Annotated in this window: 17 protein-coding genes and 1 pseudogene; 13 read left to right on the top strand and 5 right to left on the bottom strand. The window is 69.0% G+C overall.

What is annotated here, in order from left to right:
* Position 1 precedes the first annotated feature (1 nt).
* From ACQPZX_RS28305 to ACQPZX_RS28320, 4 genes are all read left to right on the top strand, one after another.
* Entirely contained in the window at positions 2–907 is a 906-nt protein-coding gene (locus ACQPZX_RS28305) for a carbohydrate ABC transporter permease (RefSeq protein WP_433361342.1), read from the top strand.
* A 20-nt stretch (positions 908–927) separates the two neighbouring features.
* A complete protein-coding gene (locus ACQPZX_RS28310; protein ID WP_433361345.1) occupies positions 928–1,968 on the top strand; it encodes a LacI family DNA-binding transcriptional regulator in 1,041 nt (346 codons plus the stop codon).
* A 90-nt stretch (positions 1,969–2,058) separates the two neighbouring features.
* Positions 2,059–3,162: a glycoside hydrolase family 53 protein gene (locus ACQPZX_RS28315; protein ID WP_433361348.1), complete on the top strand. Its 1,104-nt coding sequence runs from the start codon at positions 2,059–2,061 to the stop codon at positions 3,160–3,162.
* A gap of 117 nt (positions 3,163–3,279) precedes the next feature.
* A complete protein-coding gene (locus ACQPZX_RS28320) occupies positions 3,280–4,650 on the top strand; it encodes an NAD(P)/FAD-dependent oxidoreductase (RefSeq protein WP_433361351.1) in 1,371 nt (456 codons plus the stop codon).
* 147 nt (positions 4,651–4,797) lie between these two features.
* Here the strand turns inward: ACQPZX_RS28320 and ACQPZX_RS28325 are convergent, their stop codons facing one another.
* Both ACQPZX_RS28325 and ACQPZX_RS28330 read right to left on the bottom strand, forming a co-directional pair.
* A complete protein-coding gene (locus tag ACQPZX_RS28325) occupies positions 4,798–4,998 on the bottom strand; it encodes a hypothetical protein (protein ID WP_433386065.1) in 201 nt (66 codons plus the stop codon).
* A 44-nt stretch (positions 4,999–5,042) separates the two neighbouring features.
* Positions 5,043–5,144: pseudogene (locus tag ACQPZX_RS28330) on the bottom strand (cupin domain-containing protein); the annotation flags it as partial.
* 168 nt (positions 5,145–5,312) lie between these two features.
* Here ACQPZX_RS28330 and ACQPZX_RS28335 point away from each other — a divergent pair.
* The 5 genes from ACQPZX_RS28335 to ACQPZX_RS28355 all read left to right on the top strand — a co-directional run bounded on the left by ACQPZX_RS28335 (position 5,313) and on the right by ACQPZX_RS28355 (position 10,865).
* On the top strand, positions 5,313–5,756 hold the full coding sequence (locus ACQPZX_RS28335) for a MarR family winged helix-turn-helix transcriptional regulator (RefSeq protein ID WP_433361354.1): 444 nt from the start codon (positions 5,313–5,315) through the stop codon (positions 5,754–5,756).
* Between the two features lie 37 nt (positions 5,757–5,793).
* Positions 5,794–6,378 (top strand): TetR/AcrR family transcriptional regulator, encoded by a 585-nt coding sequence (locus tag ACQPZX_RS28340; RefSeq protein WP_433361357.1) that lies wholly within the window; start codon positions 5,794–5,796, stop codon positions 6,376–6,378.
* Positions 6,375–7,187, top strand: a complete 813-nt coding sequence (locus ACQPZX_RS28345) for an alpha/beta fold hydrolase (RefSeq protein ID WP_433361360.1) — start codon at positions 6,375–6,377, stop codon at positions 7,185–7,187. Before ACQPZX_RS28340 ends, ACQPZX_RS28345 begins: the two co-directional genes overlap by 4 nt.
* Before the next feature lie 681 nt (positions 7,188–7,868).
* Positions 7,869–9,428, top strand: a complete 1,560-nt coding sequence (locus ACQPZX_RS28350) for a pectate lyase family protein (protein WP_433361363.1) — start codon at positions 7,869–7,871, stop codon at positions 9,426–9,428.
* Between the two features lie 243 nt (positions 9,429–9,671).
* Positions 9,672–10,865 (top strand): alanine--tRNA ligase-related protein, encoded by a 1,194-nt coding sequence (locus ACQPZX_RS28355; RefSeq protein ID WP_433361365.1) that lies wholly within the window; start codon positions 9,672–9,674, stop codon positions 10,863–10,865.
* A 153-nt stretch (positions 10,866–11,018) separates the two neighbouring features.
* Here ACQPZX_RS28355 and ACQPZX_RS28360 read toward each other — a convergent pair whose 3' ends face one another.
* The gene (locus ACQPZX_RS28360) at positions 11,019–12,260 is read right to left on the bottom strand and encodes an MFS transporter (protein ID WP_433361368.1); all 1,242 of its coding nucleotides are present in this window, start codon (positions 12,258–12,260) and stop codon (positions 11,019–11,021) included.
* A 93-nt stretch (positions 12,261–12,353) separates the two neighbouring features.
* Between ACQPZX_RS28360 and ACQPZX_RS28365 the strand changes: the two genes are divergently transcribed.
* A complete protein-coding gene (locus ACQPZX_RS28365; RefSeq protein ID WP_433361371.1) occupies positions 12,354–13,169 on the top strand; it encodes a LysR family transcriptional regulator in 816 nt (271 codons plus the stop codon).
* A 93-nt stretch (positions 13,170–13,262) separates the two neighbouring features.
* Here ACQPZX_RS28365 and ACQPZX_RS28370 read toward each other — a convergent pair whose 3' ends face one another.
* Entirely contained in the window at positions 13,263–14,414 is a 1,152-nt protein-coding gene (locus tag ACQPZX_RS28370) for a PucR family transcriptional regulator (RefSeq protein ID WP_433361374.1), read from the bottom strand.
* 137 nt (positions 14,415–14,551) lie between these two features.
* Between ACQPZX_RS28370 and ACQPZX_RS28375 the strand changes: the two genes are divergently transcribed.
* The gene (locus ACQPZX_RS28375; protein WP_433361377.1) at positions 14,552–15,763 is read left to right on the top strand and encodes a YncE family protein; all 1,212 of its coding nucleotides are present in this window, start codon (positions 14,552–14,554) and stop codon (positions 15,761–15,763) included.
* Positions 15,764–15,817: 54 nt separating this feature from the next.
* Here the strand turns inward: ACQPZX_RS28375 and ACQPZX_RS28380 are convergent, their stop codons facing one another.
* Positions 15,818–18,034 carry an MMPL family transporter gene (locus ACQPZX_RS28380; RefSeq protein ID WP_433361380.1) on the bottom strand — a complete coding sequence of 739 codons (2,217 nt, stop codon included), beginning with the start codon at positions 18,032–18,034 and terminating at the stop codon, positions 15,818–15,820.
* A gap of 273 nt (positions 18,035–18,307) precedes the next feature.
* Here ACQPZX_RS28380 and ACQPZX_RS28385 point away from each other — a divergent pair, with 273 nt between their 5' ends.
* Together ACQPZX_RS28385 and ACQPZX_RS28390 are read left to right on the top strand one after the other, a co-directional pair.
* Positions 18,308–18,856: a TetR/AcrR family transcriptional regulator gene (locus ACQPZX_RS28385; protein ID WP_433361383.1), complete on the top strand. Its 549-nt coding sequence runs from the start codon at positions 18,308–18,310 to the stop codon at positions 18,854–18,856.
* Between the two features lie 40 nt (positions 18,857–18,896).
* On the top strand, positions 18,897–21,053 hold the full coding sequence (locus ACQPZX_RS28390; protein WP_433361386.1) for an MMPL family transporter: 2,157 nt from the start codon (positions 18,897–18,899) through the stop codon (positions 21,051–21,053).
* Positions 21,054–21,057 lie beyond the last annotated feature (4 nt).

The raw sequence follows: 21,057 nt of genomic DNA on the forward strand, positions 1-21,057 counted from the left end.
CATGAGCGTCACCACCGCCCTGCCGGCCGTCCCGGCCACCACCGAGCCCGCGACCGACCCGCGGGACCGCCGCGGCAACCGGCGGTTCAGCCCGGCCGCGACGATCCTGCTGCTGCTCGGCGCGCTGTACTGCCTCTTCCCGGTGGTCTGGGTGCTGATCGCGGCGTCGAAAAGCCCCAGCGAGCTTTTCTCGACCTTCACCCTGGCGCCGAGCACGCATCTTTTCGCGAACATCGGCGACCTCAGCACCTACCGCGACGGGCTGTACTGGCGCTGGATGGCCAACACCGCCCTGTACGCCGGGGTGGGCGCGGCCGGCTCGACGCTGATCTCGGCGATGGCGGGTTTCGCGCTGGCCAAGTACAACTTTCCCGGCAAGAAGCTCGTCTTCAACCTCATCCTGGCCGGGGTGCTGGTGCCCGGCGTGATCCTGGCGATCCCGCAGTACCTGCTGCTGGCCAAGGTGGGGATGACCAACACCTACTGGTCCGTGCTGCTGCCCAGCATGATCACCCCGTACGGAATCTATCTCTGCCGGATTTTCGCGGCCGCGACGATTCCCACCGACGTCCTGGAAGCGGCTCATATCGACGGCGCCGGCGATTGGCGCACCTTCGGAACGGTCGCGCTGCCGATGATGCGGTCGGGCCTGGTCACCGTTTTCCTGTTCCAATTCGTGGCGATCTGGAACAACTTCATGCTGCCCTACATCATGCTGGGGAGTGACCGCCTCTATCCCCTGACCGTGGGGCTCAACAGCTTGCTGAATCAGGGCGCCGCCCAGCCGTCGATGTACATCATCGTGGTCACCGGCGCGCTGATCTCGATCGTCCCGCTGGTCGTGCTCTTTCTCGCGCTGCAGCGTTACTGGCGCGTCGACCTCGGCGCGGGCGCGGTGAAGGCCTGATGAGCACTATGATCCCCCACGTGCCGACACCGCCCGGTACGGGGCGCAAGCGGCCCACCATCCGCGACGTGGCGCGCGAGGCCGGGGTCTCTTACGCGACCGTCTCCCGCGTCCTGAACGGCCGGGAGTGGGTCAGCCCCGAGGCCGTCAGAGCGGTGCGCGAGGCGATCGCCCGGACCGGTTACACGGCGAACCCGCATGCCCGCTCGCTGGCCACCGGAAAGTCCGGGTCGATAGCTTTCCTGCTCACCGAGCCGCAACATCTGCTCTTCGAGGACCCGAACTTTTCCGTGTTGTTGCGCGGTGTTGCGCAGGCACTTTCCGACCGCGAGCTGACGCTGATCCTGATGATCGCGTCGACGCCGGAGGAACGGAACAGGACCATCGCGTACCTCTCCGGCGGCCACGTCGACGGCGTGGTGCTGATCTCGCCGCACTCGGGCGATCCGCTGCTCAGCCACCTCGTGCAGGCGGAAGTGCCGATCGTGGCCTGCGGGCGGGTGCTCGGCTACGAGCAGGTGATCTCGTCGGTGATGGCGGACGACCGGTCGGGGGCCCGCTCGGCGGTCGACCATCTGGCGTCGGCCGGCTGCCGGCGGATCGCCACGATCACCGGGCCGCAGGACATGGTCGGCGGCGTCGACCGCCTGCAGGGGTACACGGACGCGCTGCTCGCGCACGGGCTCGAGCTCGATCCGGCGCTGATCGTGCACGGCGACTGGGGGCGGGCGAGCGGGGCGGCGGCGATGCGGCAGCTGCTCGAGCAGGCGCCCGATCTCGACGGCGTTTTCGCCGCCTCGGACGCGATGGCGGCGGGAGCTTTGCCGGTGTTGCGCGACGCGGGCCAGCAGGTGCCGGGAGACGTGCAGGTCGTCGGGTTCGACGACTCGGGGCTGGCGGCGACGCTGGATCCGCCGCTGTCGACGGTGCGGCATCCGCTCGACCGCATCAGCGAAGAGATGGTCCGGCTGCTCACGGACGTGATCGCCGGGCGCACCCCGCTCTCGATCACCGTTCCCACCTCTCTGGTTCTGCGAGAGACCTCCCCCGCTCTCGGCTGACTCCCGCTCCCCCGGGGTCCGAGATATCCGGCGCTCCGCACCAGATATTTCGGAAATATCGGTTACGCACCTTTTTCTCGAAGGAGCGCCATGAAACCGTCCCTCAAGGCCGTCGCGATCGCCGTGATCTTCACGCTGTCGCTGGCCATCCCCACCCCCGCCCACGCGGCGAACACCCTCACCATGCTCGGTGCGGACGTCTCGTCGCTGCAGCGCAGCCTCGACCTCGGCGCGAAGTACTACAACAAGTCGGGCGCCGCCGCCGACCCCTACGACATCCTCAAGTCGGCAGGTGCCAACTACATGCGGCTGCGCATCTGGAACAACCCGGCCAGCGGCTACAACAACAAAGCGAAAGTTTTGCAACAGGCGAAGGCGATCAAAGCCAAGGGCCTCAAGCTCCTGGTCGACTTCCACTACTCCGACACGTGGGCCGACCCGGGCAAGCAATATCCGCCTGCGGCGTGGGCATCGCATTCACTCACGCAAATGCAGACAGACGTCTACAGCTACACGTACGACGTTTGCACCGCCCTGAAAGCACAGGGCACCACTCCCGACAGCGTGCAGATCGGCAACGAGATCAACGTCGGGATGCTCTGGCCGACCGGGAAAGTTTCCAACAACAATTTCGCGCCCCTGGCCTCCCTGTTGAAGCAGGGCTACAACGCGACGAAAGCCTGCAACAGCTCCACGCAGGTGTGGATCCACACCGCCGACGCGGACAGTGACGCGAACGCCCGCTGGTTCTACGACGGCATCAGGGCGCAGGGCGTCACCTGGGACGTCACGGCGCTGTCGTACTACTGCATGTGGCACGGCACGCTCGCCAACCTGTACAACGTCATCGCCGACGTGAAGTCCCGCTACGGCAAGCCGGTCGTCATCGCCGAGACCGCGTACCAGTTCACCACCGCGAACGCGGACAGCACCTCCAACTCGATCCCCGGCACCGTGCTCTGCGACAACATTCCGGCAACTTGGGCCGGGCAGGCGCAACAGTTCACCTGGGTGCAGAACACGGCCCGCAACGCCGGCGCGGTGGGCGTCTTCTACTGGGAGCCCACCTGGTACGCCGTCAAGGGCAACGGCTGGGACCCCGCCAACATCAACGGCACCGGCGACGGCTGGGACAACATGGCCACCTTCGATTGGACCGGCCACGTGAACCCCAACATCGTCTGGACTCCGTAAACCTGTTCCGGGCCCGGAGTGATGTTCCACTCCGGGCCCGTCACGGTGTCGATACTCACGGCATAATCACCCTGATCAGAGCGCTGTACATGGCGGAAACCGAGTACAACGGGAGTGATGATGCAGCGGCATCGTGTAGTGGTCATCGGCGCCGGGTTCGGCGGACTCTTCGCGATCAAGGCATTGAAGAACGCGCCCGTCGACATCACTTTGATCAACGGTACGGCGTACCACCTGTTCCAGCCCCTGCTCTACCAGGTCGCGACCGGCATCCTGTCGCAGGGCGAGATCGCGCCCCCGATCCGTGAGGTGCTCAAGCGACAGGACAACGTCGACGTACGCCTGGGCTGGGCCTCCAAGATCGACGTCGAGAAGAAGATCGTCTCGGTCGAGGGCCCCGGCATCGACTACGAGGTCGGGTACGACACGCTGATCGTGGCCGCCGGGGCGGCGCAGTCCTACTTCGGCAACGACGGTTTCGCCGACCACGCGCCCGGCATGAAGAACATCGACGACGCGCTCGAGCTGCGCGCCCGCATCTTCGGCGCCTTCGAGATCGCCGACCTGCAGACCTCCGAGGAAGACATCGACCGCTGGCTGACCTTCGTGGTCGTCGGCGCGGGCCCGACCGGCACCGAGATGGCCGGTCAGATCGCCGAGCTCGCCCACCGCAACCTGCCCGGCCAGTACAAGCACATCGACCCGCGCAAGGCCCGGATCATCCTGATCGACGCGCTGCCGGCGGTGCTCAACACGTTCGGCGACCACCTGTCGACCCGCGCGCTGCGCCAGCTGCACCTGCTCGGCGTCGAGGTCGAGCTGAACACCAAGGTCGTCGGCGTCGACGCGACCGGCATCGAGGTCGAGACCGAGCGCGGCCACGAGCGGATCCCGTCAATGACGAAGGTCTGGGCGGCCGGCGTCTCCGCTCCGCCGCTGGCCCGCAAGCTGGCCGAGACCACCGGCGCCAAGGCCGACCGCGCCGGCCGCATTTTCGTGGAGCCCGACCTGACGGTCCCCGGCCACCCGGAAATTTTCGTCCTCGGCGACATGATCAACCTCAACGACGAGCAGGGCCAGCAGCTCCCCGGCGTCGCCCAGGTAGCCATCCAGGGCGGCAAGTACGCGGCGAACACCATCAAGACCCGCCTCGCCGGAAAGCCCGCCGGAAAGCCCTTCAAGTACTTCGACAAGGGCAGCCTGGCCACGATCTCCCGCTTCGCGGCGGTCGCCAGCATCGGCAAGCTCCGCCTCGATGGCTTCTTCGCCTGGGTGATCTGGGTGGTGGTCCACCTGTTCTACCTGGTCGGCTTCAAGAACAGGGTGAGCGCCGTGATGCACTGGGCGATCAGCTTCCTGGGCCGCGGCCGCTCCGAACGCGTCGCGACGGTCCAGCAGGCCTTCGCCCGCCGGGCCATCCACGAGTACGGCGATCCGTTCGAGCGCGCTCGCGAGGAGATCGCCGAGGAGCACTCCGCCGGCCACTAGCGCCCGGCAAGCGTCTCCCCAGCCGCGCCCGAGCCACAGCAACGCCGGACCCGGAAAGTTTCCGGGTCCGGCGTACGCCCGCCAGAGGACCGCACCGCATGCACACCGCACCACCTGCACGCCGCGCCGCCGACAACGGCCGTGATGCTAGGCCACGGCGGGGATCGGGCCGAGCAGCTCGATCCCGTTGGCGGCCGCTATCGCCAGCATCGTCTCCATGTCCGGGCTCGTGGCCGCCGCCGCTGCCCGCGAGAAACTTTCCATCGGCCCGCCCGGCGCGTGCACGACGAAAGCGACCGCGTCCTCCTTCGACTCGTTGCGGACCGTGTGCGGCGTCCCGCCCGCCATGGGAACGACTCGCCGGCGGTGGCCGTCACCCGCCGTACCCCCGCATCGTCCTCATCGAGATAGAACGTGAACTCGCCCTCGAGCACGTGATAGATCTCCCCCGGCGCATGCCGGTGCATGACGGGCGGCCCGCCGCCCGGCTTCATCCGGATCTCCACCGCGAAGAGCGCGCCGCCCGGTCTGCGCGCTCCCCGCCAGAATCGTGATCTCGTCGGTCCCGGTGACCAACCGCTCGCATGTGGCACGATCGACAGGTAGCTTGTCCATATCCGCAAACTAGACAGGTGGCCTGTCGAATGTCAAGACGTCCCCCGATGACCGACGGACGCCCGCGTCCGGAGAACCTCGCCGTCCTCATGCGCGAAATTTTCGTGGCACTCAACGGCCGCGTTCTCACGCATCTTGCCGAGCAGGGCCACGAGGCGGTGCGGCCGGTGCACAGTGCGGTCTTCGAATACCTGGACGACACCGGCACGACCGTGAGCCTCCTGGCCGAGCGCGCCCAGATGACCAAGCAGGCGATGGCCGAGCTGGTCGCCCACCTCGAGACGCACGGGTACGTGGTGCGCGTCCCCGACCCGGCCGACCGCCGGGCCAAGCTCGTGCAGCCGACCGACCGCGGCCGCGAGGTCGTGCGGATCGCGCAGGCTCTCGTTCCCGAGATGGAGTCGTGGATCGGCGAGATCGTGGGTGCCGCCCGGGCCCGCGCCCTGCGCGAGGACCTGGAGGCGATCCGCCGCGCCGTGGTGCTAACCTAGGGCTCCTAGGTTTTTACCGAGCACCCTAAGGATTGCCATGCCGCGGCAGGGCCTGACCACCGAGCGCGTCGCCGCAGCCGCCGCCGAGCTGGCCGATTCGCTGGGCCTCGAGCGGCTCACCGTCGCCGCCGTCGCGCGGCATTTCGGCGTTGCCGACGCCAGCCTCTACGGCCACCTTCGCAACCGCGAGGCGCTGCTCCACCAGGTCGCCATCCGGGCCGCCACCGCGTTCTCCGATCAGATCGCGCTCGCCGTGGCCGGCCGTTCCGGTCAAGACGCGTTGACGGGTTTCGCGGAGGCGTACCGAAATTTCGCGGTAACTCACCCCGGCCAGTACGCCGCGACCAACCTCCAGCTGCCACCCGAGATCGGCCACAACTCCGCGGGTCACCTGCGCCTGATCGACCTGAGCTACGCAACTTTCCGCGCCTACGGCATCGAGGAGCCCGGCCTCACCGACGCGATCCGTTTCGTCCGCAGCACGCTGCACGGTTTCGCGACGCTCGAGTCGTCCGCCGGCTTCGGCCACCCGCGCGACCTCGACACGTCCTTCCGCCACGTGGTGGACGCGGTCCACACGGCGCTCACTCACTGGCCCGCCCGAGAGGATCAAATGCCATGACCGACTTTCCCGTACGCGCGGCCGACGGCACCCGCCTGATGGTGCACCGCCAGGGCGCGGGCACCCCGGTCGTCCTGCTGCACGGCTCGGGTGGCGGCCTGCACAGCTGGGCCCCGCTCGCCCCGCTGCTGGAGGATTCGTTCGAGCTGTGGATGCCGGCCCGCCGCGGCTACGGCCCAAGCGACGTGCCGTCGATCCGCAAGTCCTTCAAGGACGAGGTCGGCGACCTGACCGCGATCCTCGACGCCATCGGCCGCCCCGCGCATCTGGTGGGCGCCTCCTGCGGCGCCACGCTCGCGCTGCACACCGCTCTTGTTAACCCGGATTCGCTGCTCTCGCTGGCAGTCTTCGAGCCACCGCTGTTCGCCTCCGGCCCGGCCGTCGCGCCGTTGCTCGACCGCTATCGAGCCGCTTTCGAGCGCGACGACGCCGCCGAGATGTTCGCCGTCCTCAACGAGGTCACCCGAGTGCCACCCGCGATCGTTGCCGCTTTCGCAGCCGCCGCCGGCGACCGCAAGCCCGACCCGGCCGAGGCCCGTCGCACCGCCATCGGCTGGCTCCACGACCTGGAGGCCCTGGCCGACGACGACCCCGACCCGTCCCGCTGGTCAGACCTGACAGTGCCCACCCTGATCCTGGCCGGCGCCGACACCTGGGAGCCGATGCCCACCACCATGGACGCCCTGGCCGCCGCCCTCCCCGCCGCGCGCCGACTCGCGTGGCCGGGCCAGTCGCATTTCGCCCCGAGCGCCGCCCCGCACCTGATGGCCGACGCCCTGCGCGCCTTCTACGCCGAGCTGCCCGCCTGACCTCTCGCCCAGCCGCCGCCCGCGAGACCCGCCGAGCACCCACCCAACCGCCACGCGCGAGACCCGCCGTGCGCCCACCCGGCCCACACGCGCGAAACCCGCCGAGCACTCACCCGGCCCACACGCGCGAAACCCGCCGAGCACTCACCCCGCCTCCGCACGCGACACTGCCGAGCGCTCACCCGGTCACCTCACGAACCCTGATGACTTGCCGCACACACCGCACCCAGCTTCACCAAGATCTCGCACGGCAGGCGCGCGACCCGGGTAGGCGCGGCAAGCGTTGATTAACTCGCGCACGCGGCGAGCGGCAGCTAATCAAGATTCGAAGCGGCAGACGCTCCCGAGCGGCGCGCGGCCACCAGCAGCGCGCGACCACCAGCGGGCCACCGCCACCAGCGGGGCGCGGTCAGCAGCGACGCGCGGCCAACAGAGGCGCGCGGCCGAAACAGGAAGCGCGGCCCAGGCGGCGTACCCGCGGCCGCGCGAGCCCGCGTTCAGGCTGGTCGGGCGCGGTTGAGGCCCGGGTGGCCGCGTTGCCGTCCGGGTAACTCGTTCTTGCGTACGTAATAGATGTGTCTCTATCCTCGCACAGGAAAGCGCTTTCCTGCCTCGTGGGGCCGCCGTCTTCCGGTGGCAGGCAGGTCGGGCAAACGGGTTCGACGAAGAAGCGAGGCAAGGATGAGACGATCAGTCGCGCTGCGGGTGTTCGCGGCACTGACCACCGGCGCGGCGGGCGCCGCTGTCGCCGTCGCCCTGCCGTCCCTGGAGGCTTCGGCCGCCGCGGTCGGCAGCCCCATCGGCTACGCGTCCCTCAACGGCGGGACGACCGGCGGCAACGGCGGGACGACCGTGCGGGCCACCACCGGGACGCAGATCCACCAGGCGCTGTGCAGCAGGGCCAGCAGCAGCACCCCGATCACCATCGAGGTCCAGGGCACGATCAACCATGGCAACACCACGAAAGTTTCCGGCGACAGCTGCAACACCGCCGCCGACAAGATCGAGCTCAAGGAGATCAGCAACGTCACGATCATCGGCGTGGGCAGCGGCGCCGTCTTCGACCAGCTCGGCATCCACATCCGGGATTCGAGCAACATCATCATCCAGAACGTGACCGTCCGGAACGTCAAGAAGTCGGGCTCGCCGACCTCCAACGGCGGCGACGCGATCGGCATGGAAAGTACCGTGCGAAACGTCTGGGTCGACCACGTCAACCTCGAGGCCTCGGGCGGCGAGGACGCGGGCTATGACGGCCTGTTCGACCTGAAGGACAACGTGCAATACGTGACGCTGTCCTACGCGTACCTGAAGAACTCCGGCCGCGGCGGCCTGATCGGCTCGAGCGAGAGCGACACCGCCAACAGCTTCATCACGTTCCACCACAACCGCTACGAGAACATCGATTCACGTACGCCGTTGTTGCGCGGCGGTGTCGCGCACATCTACAACAACTACTACTTCAGCCTCAACGAATCCGGCATCAACTCGCGCGCCGGCGCCCGCGCCAAGGTGGAGAACAACTACTTCGAGGACTCGATGAACGTCCTCGGCACGTTCTACACCGACGCGGCCGGCTACTGGCAGGCGTCCGGAAACATTCTCGACAACGTCACCTGGTCGGCCGCCGACAGCGAAACCAACCCCGCGGGTCCGTCCATGCCGTCCAACACGAGCGTTTCCATTCCGTACGCCTACGGCCTGGACAACGCGTCGTGCGTGCCCAGCATCGTCCGCTCGACCGCGGGCGCGAACACCGGCATGAAGACTTCGACCGGCAACTGCTCGGTCACGAGCAGCCCCTCCCCGAACAGCCCGTCACCGACCACCCCCAACCCGACGACGCCGACCCCGACGCCGACCGCCACCCAGCCCAGCGGCACGAACCTGAGCATCGGGGCGGGCTCGGACGGTTCGAGCAAGGCGACCGGCACGAGCTACGGCGACGTCCGCGACGGCAACATGACCACCTACTGGTCACCGAACGGCAGCACCGGCTACATCTCGATCAAGTGGAGTACGGCCACGACGGTCTCCCGCATCAACATCCGCGCGGCCAGCGGCGGCGGCACGATCGGCTCCTACCGGGTGCTCAACGGCGACACCGGCGCGGTCCTCAAGACCGGGACGGGCTCGGGCGTCATCACGTTCACCGCGACATCCCTCAAGAAAGTTACCTTCGACATCGTGAGCGCGTCCGGCACCCCGCGCGTGGGTGAGTTCGAGACGTACGCGTCGTAGGAGTGACGCCGGGGCCGTCGCACTGGCGGCCCCGGCGCACGAAAAGCGCTGGCCCACGCTCGTACCATGGATGTCATGACCGGCAGCACCGTTTACGCGACCGCACGAGCTACCTGCTCGTCGGTTGCCGCTGCCTGACTTTCTCTTCCGCCGGCGACCGGAAACGGCTCGCCGGCATTTTCGTGCCCAGCGCCCGTCGCCGGTGACCCCTTTCCGGTCTTTTGACCCGAAAGGACCACCATCATGAACGTCGACGAGACCACACGTACGTTCACCGACTTCTTCCGCGAACGCGGCCACATCCTGATTCCCGGCAACTCCCTGATCTCACCGCCCGGTGATTCCGTGCTGTTCACGACCTCGGGCATGCATCCCTTGACCCCGTATCTCGAGGGCCGACCGCACCCTGAAGGCCGCCGTCTGGTGGACGTGCAACGCTGCCTGCGCACCACCGACCTCGAGGAAGTCGGCGACGACACCCATCTGACCGTCTTCGAGATGCTCGGCTCCTGGTCGCTCGGCGACTACCCCGGCGTGCAGAGCCTGAAGTGGGGCTACGAGCTGCTCCGCGACGGCTTCGGCATCTCCCCCGACCGCCTGCACGTGACGGTCTTCGGCGGCGACGACCAGGTCGGCCCCGACGAAACTTCCCTCCACACCTGGGAAAGCTTGGGCGTGCCGGTCGAGCTCACCCAGGACGAGAACTGGTGGTCCAACGGCCCGACCGGCCCCTGCGGCCCCGACTCGGAAATATTCGTCTGGACCGGCGAAACCCCACCGCGCGGCACACCCACCACCGACCCGGGCTGGACCGAAGTGTGGAACCACGTGATGATGCGCTACCGCCGCCACGATGACGGCACCTTGGAGCCGCTCACCCCGGAACGGGTCGACACCGGCATGGGCCTGGAACGCATGCTCACGATCCTGCAGGGCAAGAGTTCCGTCTTCGACTGCGACATTTTCGTGCCCTGGACGGAAACCATTCCGAGCCTTTGGCAGCTCGACGATCGCTCCCTGCGCATCGTCAGCGACCATCTGCGCTCCACCGTGGTGGTCATCGGCGACGGCATCCGCCCGTCCAACACCCAGCGCGGCTACGTGCTCCGCCGCCTGATCCGCCGAGTCCTGACCACCTTGTGGCGCACCGATCCGACTCGCACCCTGAGCGAACTGCCTACCCACCCGATCGAGCACACTATCGACCACTTCAAGCAGGACATCGAGGTACGCAACGTTCGCGAAACCCTGCGAAATGAGGAGGACCGCTTCCGCACCCTCATGACGAAAGGTGGTCCGATAGTTTCCCGCCACCGATCCCGAGGCAACGGCCACCTGACCGACGAGGACTACCACTACCTGCACGACACGCACGGCCTGCCGCGCGACCTCGTAGACCTGCTCGGCGAACCAAGCCTCACACAGCCGGTGGGCTAGAGGTCAGCCAGCAGCCGTTCTGAGCAGCGGACCCACAACAAAGCCCGCCCTCCACCGGGGGAGCCCCCGCTGGTCATTGTCGCGGAGGAAGGGGGTTGATCGTGCGGGCGGAGCGGAGTTCCTGTGGACAGACCGCGATTGTGGAAAACCGCGTTATCGGCTGGACAAGTCCTCGCGGGCGAGCTCGCCGGCCTGCTCGGCGGGCTCCCGCGAGGACGGGCGCCGGGGCAGCAGCAGCGGGCTGGCGAGGATCAGCAGGCCGGCCACGCCGATCGCGGTGCGCGGGCTGGTGGCGTCGGCCAGCAGGCCGGCCAAGGCGGTGCAGACGGCGATGGAGGCGCTGCTCGTGATGGACCAGGCGGTGAGGGTTCGGGCGACCCGGTCCTGCGGGGTCTGCTGGAGGCGGTAGGTGGCCAGGACCGGGTTGTACAGGCTCATGCTGATGATGATCGCCAGCTCCACGACGATCACGATCAGCAGGCCGGCCACGCCGGGCTGCACGAAAACCAGGCCGACCAGCCAGATCGCGCGGAGGGTGCCCACCACGCGGATGATCCGGTGCTGGCCGTAGCGGGCCACGACCCGGCGGGCCAGGCGGGAGCCGATCAGGCCGCCCAGGCAGGGGGCGGCGAAGGCCAGGCCGTACTGCCAGGGCGGGAAACCCAGGTCACGCAACAGAAGCACGGCCAACGGCGGCTCGGTGGCCATGATCAGACCGCCGACCATGAGCTGGTTGGCAAAGAGGGCGCGCAGGTCACGGTGGCCGAGGATGTGCCGCCAGCCGTCGAGTAACGGGTGCGACCGGGACACAACGGCCGGGCGCGGCGGCCGTTCCTCCCGGCCGCCGATGGCGAGGATGCCCAGCGCGGAGAGCAGGTAGCTGAGCGCGTCCGCCACGATCGTGGTCACCGGGCCGAGTAAGCCGATCGCGGCGCCGCCTAGCGGTGGGCCTATGGCGATCGAGCTCCACTGCGTGGACTCGAAGCGGGCGTTGGCGGTCAGCAACTTGTCGGCGGGCACCAGGGCCTTCAGGAAAGAACCGCTTGCGGCGTTGAAGGCGATTTTCGCGGCGGCCGTCGCGGTGGAGACCGTCAGGAGTTGCGCGAAAGTCAGCTTGCCTGACGCGTACGCGATGGGGATGGAAATCATGGCCGCGAAGCGCAGGAGATCCATCGCGATCATGACCGGGCGCTTGCGGCGGAACTCGACCCACGGGCCCAGCGGCACGGCGATCAGGGCGCCTACGGCGGGGCCGACGGCGGAGAGCGCGGAAACTTGCGCGGGCGAGGCGTGCAGGACGAGGACGGCGATCAGGGGCAGCGCGCCGAAACCGAAACCCGAGCCGTACGCGCTCACCGCATACGCCGCCCACAACCAACGAAACTGTCGCCCCATGGCGGGAAATCAAAGCGCGAAAGCGGCGCCGCGATCAAACAACAGCGTGGGCGGCGCGTCACAACCAAATGTTGTGGGGGTAGCGTCCCGGGCGTGGATCTGGAGGCGGTGCGCACGTTCGTGGCGGTGGCGGACGCGGGGCAGTTCCAGGAGGCGGCGGCGACGCTGCACCTCACCCAGCAGGCGGTTTCCAAGCGGATCGCGGCTCTGGAGCGCGACCTCGAGGTCAGGCTGTTCACCCGCACGCCCCGCGGCGCCCAGCTCACCATCGACGGCCAGGCGTTCCTGCCGCACGCCCGGGAGTTGTTGCGGGTCGCCGAAAAAGCCGACGCCTCGGTGCGCCCGGGACGGCGGCCGCTGCGGGTCGACGTGCACAGCCGGAGGATCGCGCCGGCGGTGCTGCTCCAGGACTTCTACCGGGCACACCCGCAGATCGAGCTGGACGTCATCACCCTCAACGCCGACGTGCACGGCGCCATCCAGGCCGTCGAGGCGGGCACGATCGACGCAACTTTCCACGCCGTCCCGCAACCCACGCCGGCCGGGATCAGGTCCGCGCACGTGATCGACGAGCCGCACGAGCTGCTGATCGGGCCGCGCCACCCGCTCGCCGACGCCCGGGAGATCACGCCGCACGAGCTTGCGGGGCTGCGCATCTGGATGCCGGGCATGGCGGCCGGCACCGAGTGGGCCGCCTACTACGAGGAGCTGTCGGCGGCGTTCGGCCTGACCATCGACGTGCTCGGCCCGGTCTTCGGCTACGAGGCGCTGCTCGCCGAGATCGCCGACTCCTCCGACCTGGCCACCCTGAAGGGCGGAAACTCGCGCTACCTCTGGCCCGACAGCTACGACCTGCGCCTCATCCCGGTCCGCAGCCCGTCACCGGTCTACCCGATGTCGATACTATAGCGAGCCGACAACCCCCATCCGGCACTCAAGCAGCTCCGCGAATATCTAAATAAGCGGAAAAGTCGGGCAAGGGACGTCTGGCTTCCGACCTGGTCAGGAGCGCGACCACGCCCGTAGAGCCCACCACCACCGAACGGTCTCCAGCACCGGCAGCCCTTCGGCGGGAGTCCCGAACCCAGTCAGATCCTGAAGCCGCCGCAACCGATAACGCACCGTGTTGGGATGCAGGTGCAGCGCGCCCGCGGTCAGGTCGAGCCGCTGCCCGTGGTCGAGATAGGCGAGCGCCGTCGCCACGAGCTCGCGATGGAAGTCGTCCGACGGCGCCAAGGCCCCGAGAAGGTTGCCGCTCAAAAAAGTAGCCAGCATCGGCTGCGCCGCGAGCGCCGTCTCCCCCGCCAGCTCGACCACGTCGCAGATGCCGGTCGACTCCCGGCCCCGGGCCGCGTGCAGCGCCGTCCGGCACAGTTTGTACGCGCTCTGGGCCTGGTCCAACGTCACCGGCGGAGTGATCACGACGAGTACGGCCGGATCCAGCGCCCGCCCGGCCGGGACCCGCGGCGTGAGCCCGCTCAGCCGCCCGCCCACCGGTGCGAGCACGCCACCGCACCGGCTGAACGCCTCTTCCAAGGCGCGCACCCGGGCCGGATCGGCAACATCGGAAACCACACAGTGGTACGTCCCGCTCGGGTGCAACCCGAACCGCGCCGGATCCTCCTCGGGGGCCGCCGGCGCGCCGTCGTCGTCGAGCAACAGCCGCCGGAGGACCCGGATCCGCGCCGTCCGGTCGTCGCGGTTCAGCTGCCGCTCGGCCGCCCGGTATCCGTCGATGACGTGCCGCTCGAGCTCGGTGCCGTACCGGTCCAGCTTCAGCAGCGCCTGGAGCAGCTCGTCGTAGGGGATCCCCGACTCCCGCCCCCGGTTGATCGCGATCTCCAGCAGCCGCGACCGCCCGCCGTGCACGCCGGCCATCAGCCCGGCCACCGGCACGCCGAGGGCGGCCCGCTCCTCACCGAACCGCCGGGCCTCGCTGAAGTCGAGATCCGACGCGAAATCCCCCTCGGCCGCGGCCCGCGCGAACGCCGCGAAACCGGCCGCGAGCAGCGCCGCCACGTGCCGCCGGCTCTCCGCCCACGGCAGCCGGGCCACCTCGGGGAACTGGGCCCGCGCCGACGCCACCACGTCGTCGACCAGCTGCTCGTCCTGCGACATGTCCTGGACGAGGGCGGCGACGGTGCCGGTCAGCATGGACCCTCCGGTTGTGGGCCGGTGACAAGGAGACGCAGCGGCATTGGGGGTCGCCCTCTATCGACGTCGATCGTTGGCTTGTTCCCATTGTGTTACCGAAAAGTAACAGCCTCTACCCGGGTAAGGGAACCGTACACATGGGACGAATTCGGAGCGTTCTCTGCATGCTGCTGGCCGTCGTCCCGCTAACGGCGGCCAAAGCCCCGACGACCCTGCAGGAGGTCATGTTCGTCGGCAACAACTGGGAAGGCACGGTCGACGTCATCCACTCCCGCGGCGACTTCGCCAAGATCGGGCGGATCAACGTCGTGCCCGACAAGACCCAGCGGCTCCTCGAGATCTACCTCAACCCCATCAAGCTGGCCTACTACCTCGGCATCCAGCAGGGTCCGGGCGAGGGCCACGACCAACTGGTCGACGACATGTACACGACGCCGGCCGGTGACGCGCTGGTCGCGTCGCGGCCCAGTTTCGCCGACGTCGTGTCGATCGACCTGGCCACCGGCGCGGTCCGCTGGCGCTTCCCGGTGTCCGGCTACCGCGCCGACCACATGGCGGTTTCGCCGGACGGCACGAAAGTTGCCGTGTCGGCGTCGACCTCGAACACCGTGCACGTGCTGGACATCGTCACCGGCCGGCAGCTGGGCTCGTTCGCGGCCGGCGACAAGCCGCACGAGAACATCTTCACGCGCGACGGCCGCTACCTCTGGAACATGTCGATCGGCGAGGTCAACACCTCGCTCGATGACCCGTCGCAGGATTGGACCAAGGGCGACCGGCACATCACGATCGCCGACGCGACCACGTACCGCGTGGTGAAGACCATCGACATGCGGCCCCGGCTCGACGCCTTCGGCCGCAAGGATCTCTCCGACGCGGTCCGGCCGGCGGTGCTCACGCCGGACGAGTCGAAACTTTACTTCCAGGTTTCGTTCTTCGCGGGCGTCGTCGAGTACGACGTCGCCACCGACAAGATCACCCGGGTGAAGGAGCTGCCGCTCAACCCGGCCACCAGCCCCGACCGTACGACCTGGGTGAACGACTCCCGGCACCACGGCCTGTCGATGAGCCCGGACGGCGGGAAGATCTGCGTCGCCGGGACGATGGACGACTACGTGACGGTGGTCGACCGGGCGACGCTGAACCCTGGCCCCCTCGTGACGGCCAGCAAGCCGTACTGGGCGACGGTGAGCGGCGACGGCCTCGACTGTGTGATCTCCGAGTCGGGCGCCGACCGGGTTTCCGCGATCAGTTTCGCCACCGGGCAGAAAGTTGCCACGGTGGCGGTCGGTGACCACCCGCAGCGGGTCCGGATCGGTCACGTCCCCACCGGCTGGACCGCGCCGTAAAAAGGAAGAGCCGGTGGGCCGCGAGGAGCGGCCCACCGGCGTACGGGATAAAGGTCAGTGAGTCGCGACCAGCTCGCGCTCCTTCTCCTCGGGCAGCGAGGCCGCGGCGTGCCGGCCGCGCGGCCGCATGAACCGCGGCGCCCACCAGTTGGCCGGCCCCAGCAGCGTCATCAGCGACGGCAGCACGACGGCCCGGATGATCGTCGCGTCCAGCAGGATCGCCGCCGCCAGGCCGACGCCCAGCTGCTTCATGTCGATCGTGCTGAGCGTCGCGAAGATCGAGAAGACCGCGACCATCACGATGGCGGCGCTGGACACCACCCCGGCCGAGCCCACGATGCCGTCGGCGACCGCCTCGCGGGTGGGCACCCCGCGCCCGACCGCCTCGCGGATCCGGCTGACGACGAAGACGTGGTAGTCCATCGACAGGCCGAACAGCACCACGAACAGGAACAGCGGCAGCCAGGTGACGATCGCGCCGGTCGAGGTGAAGCCGAGCAGCCCTTCGGCCCAGGTGTTCTGGAAGACCAGCACCAGCAGGCCATATGCGGCGGCCGCCGAGAGCAGGTTCAGCCCGATCGAGGTCAGCGCGACCACGACCGACCGGAAGGTCCAGGCCATCACCAGGAACGTCAGGATCAGGACGAAGCCGGCCACGACCGGCAGCGTCTTCCAGATGTGCGCGGCGTAGTCCTCGTTCTCCGCGACGCCACCGGCGACCGCGTACTTCACGCCGGGGATGCCGTCGAGCGCCGCCGGCACCAACCGAAGCCGCAGCTCGTGGAGGGAGTCAACCGCCTCGTCGCTGCGGGTCGCGAAGGGCGTGGCCAGGTTGAGCACGGTCACGGTCTTCGAGGCGGACTGGTCGATGTCGGGCCCGGTGGTCTCCAGCGGCGCGAAGAGCCGGTTGCCCTCGGTGCTGCGGGCCAGCCCGGCGAGCGCCTCCTTGACCTCGCCGGCGCGCGAAGCCGGCGCGGTGACGGCCACGACGTGGTTGGTCCCATTGCTCGGGTACGCGGCGGTCAGCCGGTCGTAAGCCTGCATCGCCGGCGTGGTGCGGGGCAGGTCCTCGATCCCGGGGAACCGGAGCTTCATGCCGATGGCCGGTCCGGCCAGCGCCAGCAGCGCGAGAACGCTGACCACGAGCGTGATCCCGGGCTTCTTGAGCGCCGGCGACAAAATCTTGCGCCAGGCGCGGCCCGGCTCGCCCGAGCCGGAGCGGCGGGCGGTCAGGCGCCACAGGAACGGCACGCGGGGCCGGTCGACCCAGCGGCCGAGCTTGGCCAGGATCGCGGGCAGCACGGTCAGCGAGCCGATCACGGCGACCGCGACGACCAGGATCGAGCCGGTGGCCAGTGAGGAGAACGTCGAGTCGCCGGCCAGGAACAGCCCGGCCATCGCGATGATCACGGCGGTCCCGGAGACGACGACCGCGTGCCCGGAGGTCTCGGCGGCGATCTCCACCGCGTCGACGTGGCCCTTGCCGCGGGCGCGTTCCTCGCGTTCGCGCCGCACGTAGAACAGCGAGTAGTCGACGCCGACGGCCAGGCCGATCAGCAGGATCACGCTGGAGGTCGCGTCGCCCATCGGCACCAGGTGCGAGGCGAGCGTGGACAGCCCCATGGCGGCGGCCACCGACATGAGGGCGAGCAGCACCGGGATGCCGGCTGCGATCAGCGCGCCGAACGCGATGATCAGGATGGCCAGGGTGACCGGGAGGCTGAGGATCTCGGCCTTCTGGAAGTCCTTGCCGAGGGTGTCGTCGAGCGCCTTGTTGATCGAGGGGCCGCCGACCTGTTCGATACGCAGGTCGGGGTGGGCCGCCTGCACCGACGCGGTGGCCGCGCGCAGCGGCTCGACCCGGTCGGAGGCGGTGTCCGGGTCGCCGGCCATGGTGATCGGCACCAGCAGCGCCGAGCCGTCGCGGGCCGGGATCGGCTCGCCGACCGAGGCCACGCCGGTCACGGCGCCCAGCTTGGCGGCCGCGTCCTTGGCGGCGGCGCCGGCCTTGTCAAGATCAAGCTTGCCGGAAAGAGAAGTGATCAGGACGTTGTCCACCGCCGGTTCGTCGGCGAACTTGCCGTTCTCGATCATGACGTACGCCTCGCCGGACTCGCCGATCGCGTCGTCCTGCGCGGTCGCCTCGACCGTGCCGGCGGCGTTGCCCCCCACGAAGCACACCGCCACGAAAACCACCCAGAGCGCGATCGCGCGCCATGGATGCTCGGCGCTCCACCGCGCCATGCGTACCGTCACCGGCCGCTTCCCCATGATGGGGTCCCCCTGCCCGTCGAAATCCAGATTTCTGTGTCGAAGCTGAAGTTAGACAGGGCGCGAGCTGGGAACATCCGGGCTGAACCCCCGTCGGACCCGGAGCCGCGGAAGTGTCGAGGCGGCGACAGAAGCGATGCATAAAACGGACAAGTAGCCGCACAAACCCAGCGGACCCTGACGGCGACTCAGGGGCTTTCCCCGAAAAACATGTGAGGACCACCACGGTCGGTTCCCGACCGAATCGGTCCCTATCCGACTACCGTGGTCCGCATGCCGCGCCCGACCAAGCAGGAGATCGAGGACGAGATCCTCGAGACGGCCGCCACCCTCTTCGCGCGCCACGGGTTCAAGGAGACGTCGATCCAGCGGGTCGCCGACGCGGTGGGCTACTCCAAGACCGGCCTGCTGCACCGCTACCCGACCAAGGAAGCCCTCCAGCAGGCGGTGGTCGACCGGGCGATCGCCGAGATGCGCGCGATCGCCGCCGAGGCCGACGGCCTGCCGGTCGGCCCCGAGCGGGACCGGGTGGTGATCACCGGCGTGGCCCAGCTCGCGATCCAACGCCCGGGCGCGGTCGCGCTGCTGCTCAGCGCCCTGATGAGCGCCCCCGAGAGCGACATGCTCCAGCAGGTCGGCGCGGTGGTGTTCGCGGCCTTCGGCATCACCGACCCGCAATGCGTCACCGAGATCGACCCGCCCCGGATGCTCCGGATCGTCGGCGCCCTGGGAGCGCTCGCCGTGACCGCGGTCGCCCTCCAGGAAAAGGTCACGCTCGACGGCATCGTCGAGGTCAGTTACGACGCGCTCGGCCACCACTGACGCCCCGAGAAAAGCACGCCGGAAAAAGAGGACCCCCGACATGGCAACGCTGCTGCATCGCCTCGGCCTGGCCGCCGTACGTCACAAGATCATGGTCACCGTCACCTGGCTGGTGGCGCTGATCGCGGTCGGCGTCGGCGCGGCCACCCTGTCCGGGACGACCGTCAACACCTTCTCGATCCCCGGGCAGGAGTCGACGATCGCGCTCGACCTGCTCAAGCAGCGCTTCGGCGACGCCTCGGCCGGCGCGACCGCCCAGGTGGTGATGGTCGCACCGGGCGGCAGCAAGATCACCGACCCGACCAACGTCAACCAGGTCGCCCTGCTCGTCGGCAAGCTGGCGAAACTGCCCGGCGTGGTGGCCGCCACCAACCCGCTCGACCCGAAGGCGCCGGTGGTCTCCCGCGACCAGAGCGCGGCGTACAGCACGGTCAGCTACGGCGTGCAGGCCTCGGAGATCACCGCCGAGGAGCGCGAGGCGCTGGTCGCCGCGGTCGACCAGGCCCGCGCCGGCGGTCTCACCGTCGAGGTGCGCGGCGACGCGTCCAAGGAGTCCGGCGCCGACGTGGGCGGCCCGGCCGAGGGCCTCGGCGTCGTGGTGGCCCTGCTGGTGCTGGCGCTGACCTACCGCTCGCTGGTCGCCGCCGGGATGAACCTGCTGACCGCAATCGTCGGCGTCGGCATCGGCGCGCTCGGCATCGTGACGCTCTCCGGCTTCGTCGAGCTGCAGTCGACCACGTCGATCCTGGCGGTGATGCTGGGCCTCGCGGTCGGCATCGACTACGCGCTGTTCATCTTCACCCGCTTCCGGCAGGAGCTGCTGCGCGGCCTGCCGGTCCCCGAGGCCGCCGCGATGGCCGTCGGCACGGCCGGCTCGGCAGTGGTGACCGCGGGCCTCACCGTCGTGATCGCGCTGGCCGGCCTGAGCGTCGCCGGCATCCCGTTCCTCACCGAGATGGGCCTGGCTGCCGCCGCCACCATCGTCATCGCCGTCCTCGTCGCGATCACCCTGGTCCCGGCCGTGCTCGGCATCATCGGTCTGAAGGCGCTTCCCCGCAAACTCCGCACCGCACCACAAAAAGCCAATGACGGCCGCGGCTTCTTCAAGGGCTGGGCCAACCTGGTCACCAAGCGCCGCTGGATCAGCCTGATCGTCGCCGTCGCGGCCCTCGGCATCATCGCCATCCCGGTCACCAAGATGCAGACCTCGCTGATCCAGCAGGAGGTCCCCGGCAGCACCCAGGCCAAGGCCGACGCGATCATCTCCGAGCGGTTCGGCCCGGGCTTCGCCGGGCCGCTGCTGGTCCTGGTCGACGGATCCGGTTCCGCTTCCTACGCCAATTCCGTACGGGAACAGATCAGCACCCTGCCCGGCGTGGCGGTGGCGACCGCACCCCGTCCGGACCAGAACGGCAGCGCCGCCCTGATCACCGTGATCCCGGCGAGCGGACCGGACAGCCCGGACACCGTCGACCTCGTGCACGCCGTACGGGAAAAGGTCTCGGACGGCCCGGACGCCAAGGTCTATGTCACCGGCCAGACCGCGATCAGCATCGACGTGTCGCAGAAGCTCAGCGACGCCCTGCCGATCTACCTGGCGCTCGTCGTCGGCCTCGCGTTCGTGCTGCTGGTGCTGGTGTTCCGCTCGATCCTGGTGCCGGTGGCCGGCGTGCTCGGCTTCCTGCTCACGATCGGCGCGGCGTTCGGCGCCACCGTCGCGGTCTTCCAGTGGGGCTGGCTGCAGGAGGTGGTCAACGCGAAGGTCACCGGCCCGCTGCTGAGCCTGTCGCCGATCATCATCGTCGGCATCCTGTTCGGCCTGGCCATGGACTACATGGTGTTCCTGGTGTCGCGGATGCACGAGTCCCACGCGCACGGCGCGACCCCACGCGACGCGGTGGTCACCGGCTTCCGGCAGGCGGCTCCGGTGGTCGTCGCGGCCGCCACGATCATGTTCTCCGTGTTCGCCGGCTTCGTGCCGCAGGGCAACGACACGATCAAGCCGATCGCGTTCGCGCTGGCCATCGGCATCCTCTTCGACGCCCTGGTGGTCCGCATGATCGCCATCCCGGCTGCGATCGCGCTGATGGGCCGGGCCGCCTGGTGGCTGCCGCGCTGGCTGCGCAAGCTCCCGGAGCTGGACGTCGAGGGCGCCGCGCTGGAGCGCGAGACGCCGGAGCCCGTCCCGGTTCCTTGATACC

This window comes from Actinoplanes sp. CA-142083, assembly GCF_050942195.1.
In the GTDB taxonomy this organism is placed as follows: domain Bacteria; phylum Actinomycetota; class Actinomycetes; order Mycobacteriales; family Micromonosporaceae; genus Actinoplanes.

Excerpts from the sequence above, each read along its gene's own strand:
- ACQPZX_RS28305 (WP_433361342.1), top strand. The coding sequence starts at position 2 with ATGAGCGTCACCACCGCCCTGCCGGCCGTCCCGGCCACCACCGAGCCC.
- ACQPZX_RS28315 (WP_433361348.1), top strand. The coding sequence starts at position 2,059 with ATGAAACCGTCCCTCAAGGCCGTCGCGATCGCCGTGATCTTCACGCTG.
- ACQPZX_RS28320 (WP_433361351.1), top strand. The coding sequence starts at position 3,280 with ATGATGCAGCGGCATCGTGTAGTGGTCATCGGCGCCGGGTTCGGCGGA.
- ACQPZX_RS28325 (WP_433386065.1), bottom strand. The coding sequence starts at position 4,998 with ATGGCGGGCGGGACGCCGCACACGGTCCGCAACGAGTCGAAGGAGGAC.
- ACQPZX_RS28335 (WP_433361354.1), top strand. The coding sequence starts at position 5,313 with ATGACCGACGGACGCCCGCGTCCGGAGAACCTCGCCGTCCTCATGCGC.
- ACQPZX_RS28340 (WP_433361357.1), top strand. The coding sequence starts at position 5,794 with ATGCCGCGGCAGGGCCTGACCACCGAGCGCGTCGCCGCAGCCGCCGCC.
- ACQPZX_RS28345 (WP_433361360.1), top strand. The coding sequence starts at position 6,375 with ATGACCGACTTTCCCGTACGCGCGGCCGACGGCACCCGCCTGATGGTG.
- ACQPZX_RS28350 (WP_433361363.1), top strand. The coding sequence starts at position 7,869 with ATGAGACGATCAGTCGCGCTGCGGGTGTTCGCGGCACTGACCACCGGC.
- ACQPZX_RS28355 (WP_433361365.1), top strand. The coding sequence starts at position 9,672 with ATGAACGTCGACGAGACCACACGTACGTTCACCGACTTCTTCCGCGAA.
- ACQPZX_RS28360 (WP_433361368.1), bottom strand. The coding sequence starts at position 12,260 with ATGGGGCGACAGTTTCGTTGGTTGTGGGCGGCGTATGCGGTGAGCGCG.
- ACQPZX_RS28370 (WP_433361374.1), bottom strand. The coding sequence starts at position 14,414 with ATGCTGACCGGCACCGTCGCCGCCCTCGTCCAGGACATGTCGCAGGAC.
- ACQPZX_RS28375 (WP_433361377.1), top strand. The coding sequence starts at position 14,552 with ATGGGACGAATTCGGAGCGTTCTCTGCATGCTGCTGGCCGTCGTCCCG.
- ACQPZX_RS28380 (WP_433361380.1), bottom strand. The coding sequence starts at position 18,034 with ATGGGGAAGCGGCCGGTGACGGTACGCATGGCGCGGTGGAGCGCCGAG.
- ACQPZX_RS28385 (WP_433361383.1), top strand. The coding sequence starts at position 18,308 with ATGCCGCGCCCGACCAAGCAGGAGATCGAGGACGAGATCCTCGAGACG.
- ACQPZX_RS28390 (WP_433361386.1), top strand. The coding sequence starts at position 18,897 with ATGGCAACGCTGCTGCATCGCCTCGGCCTGGCCGCCGTACGTCACAAG.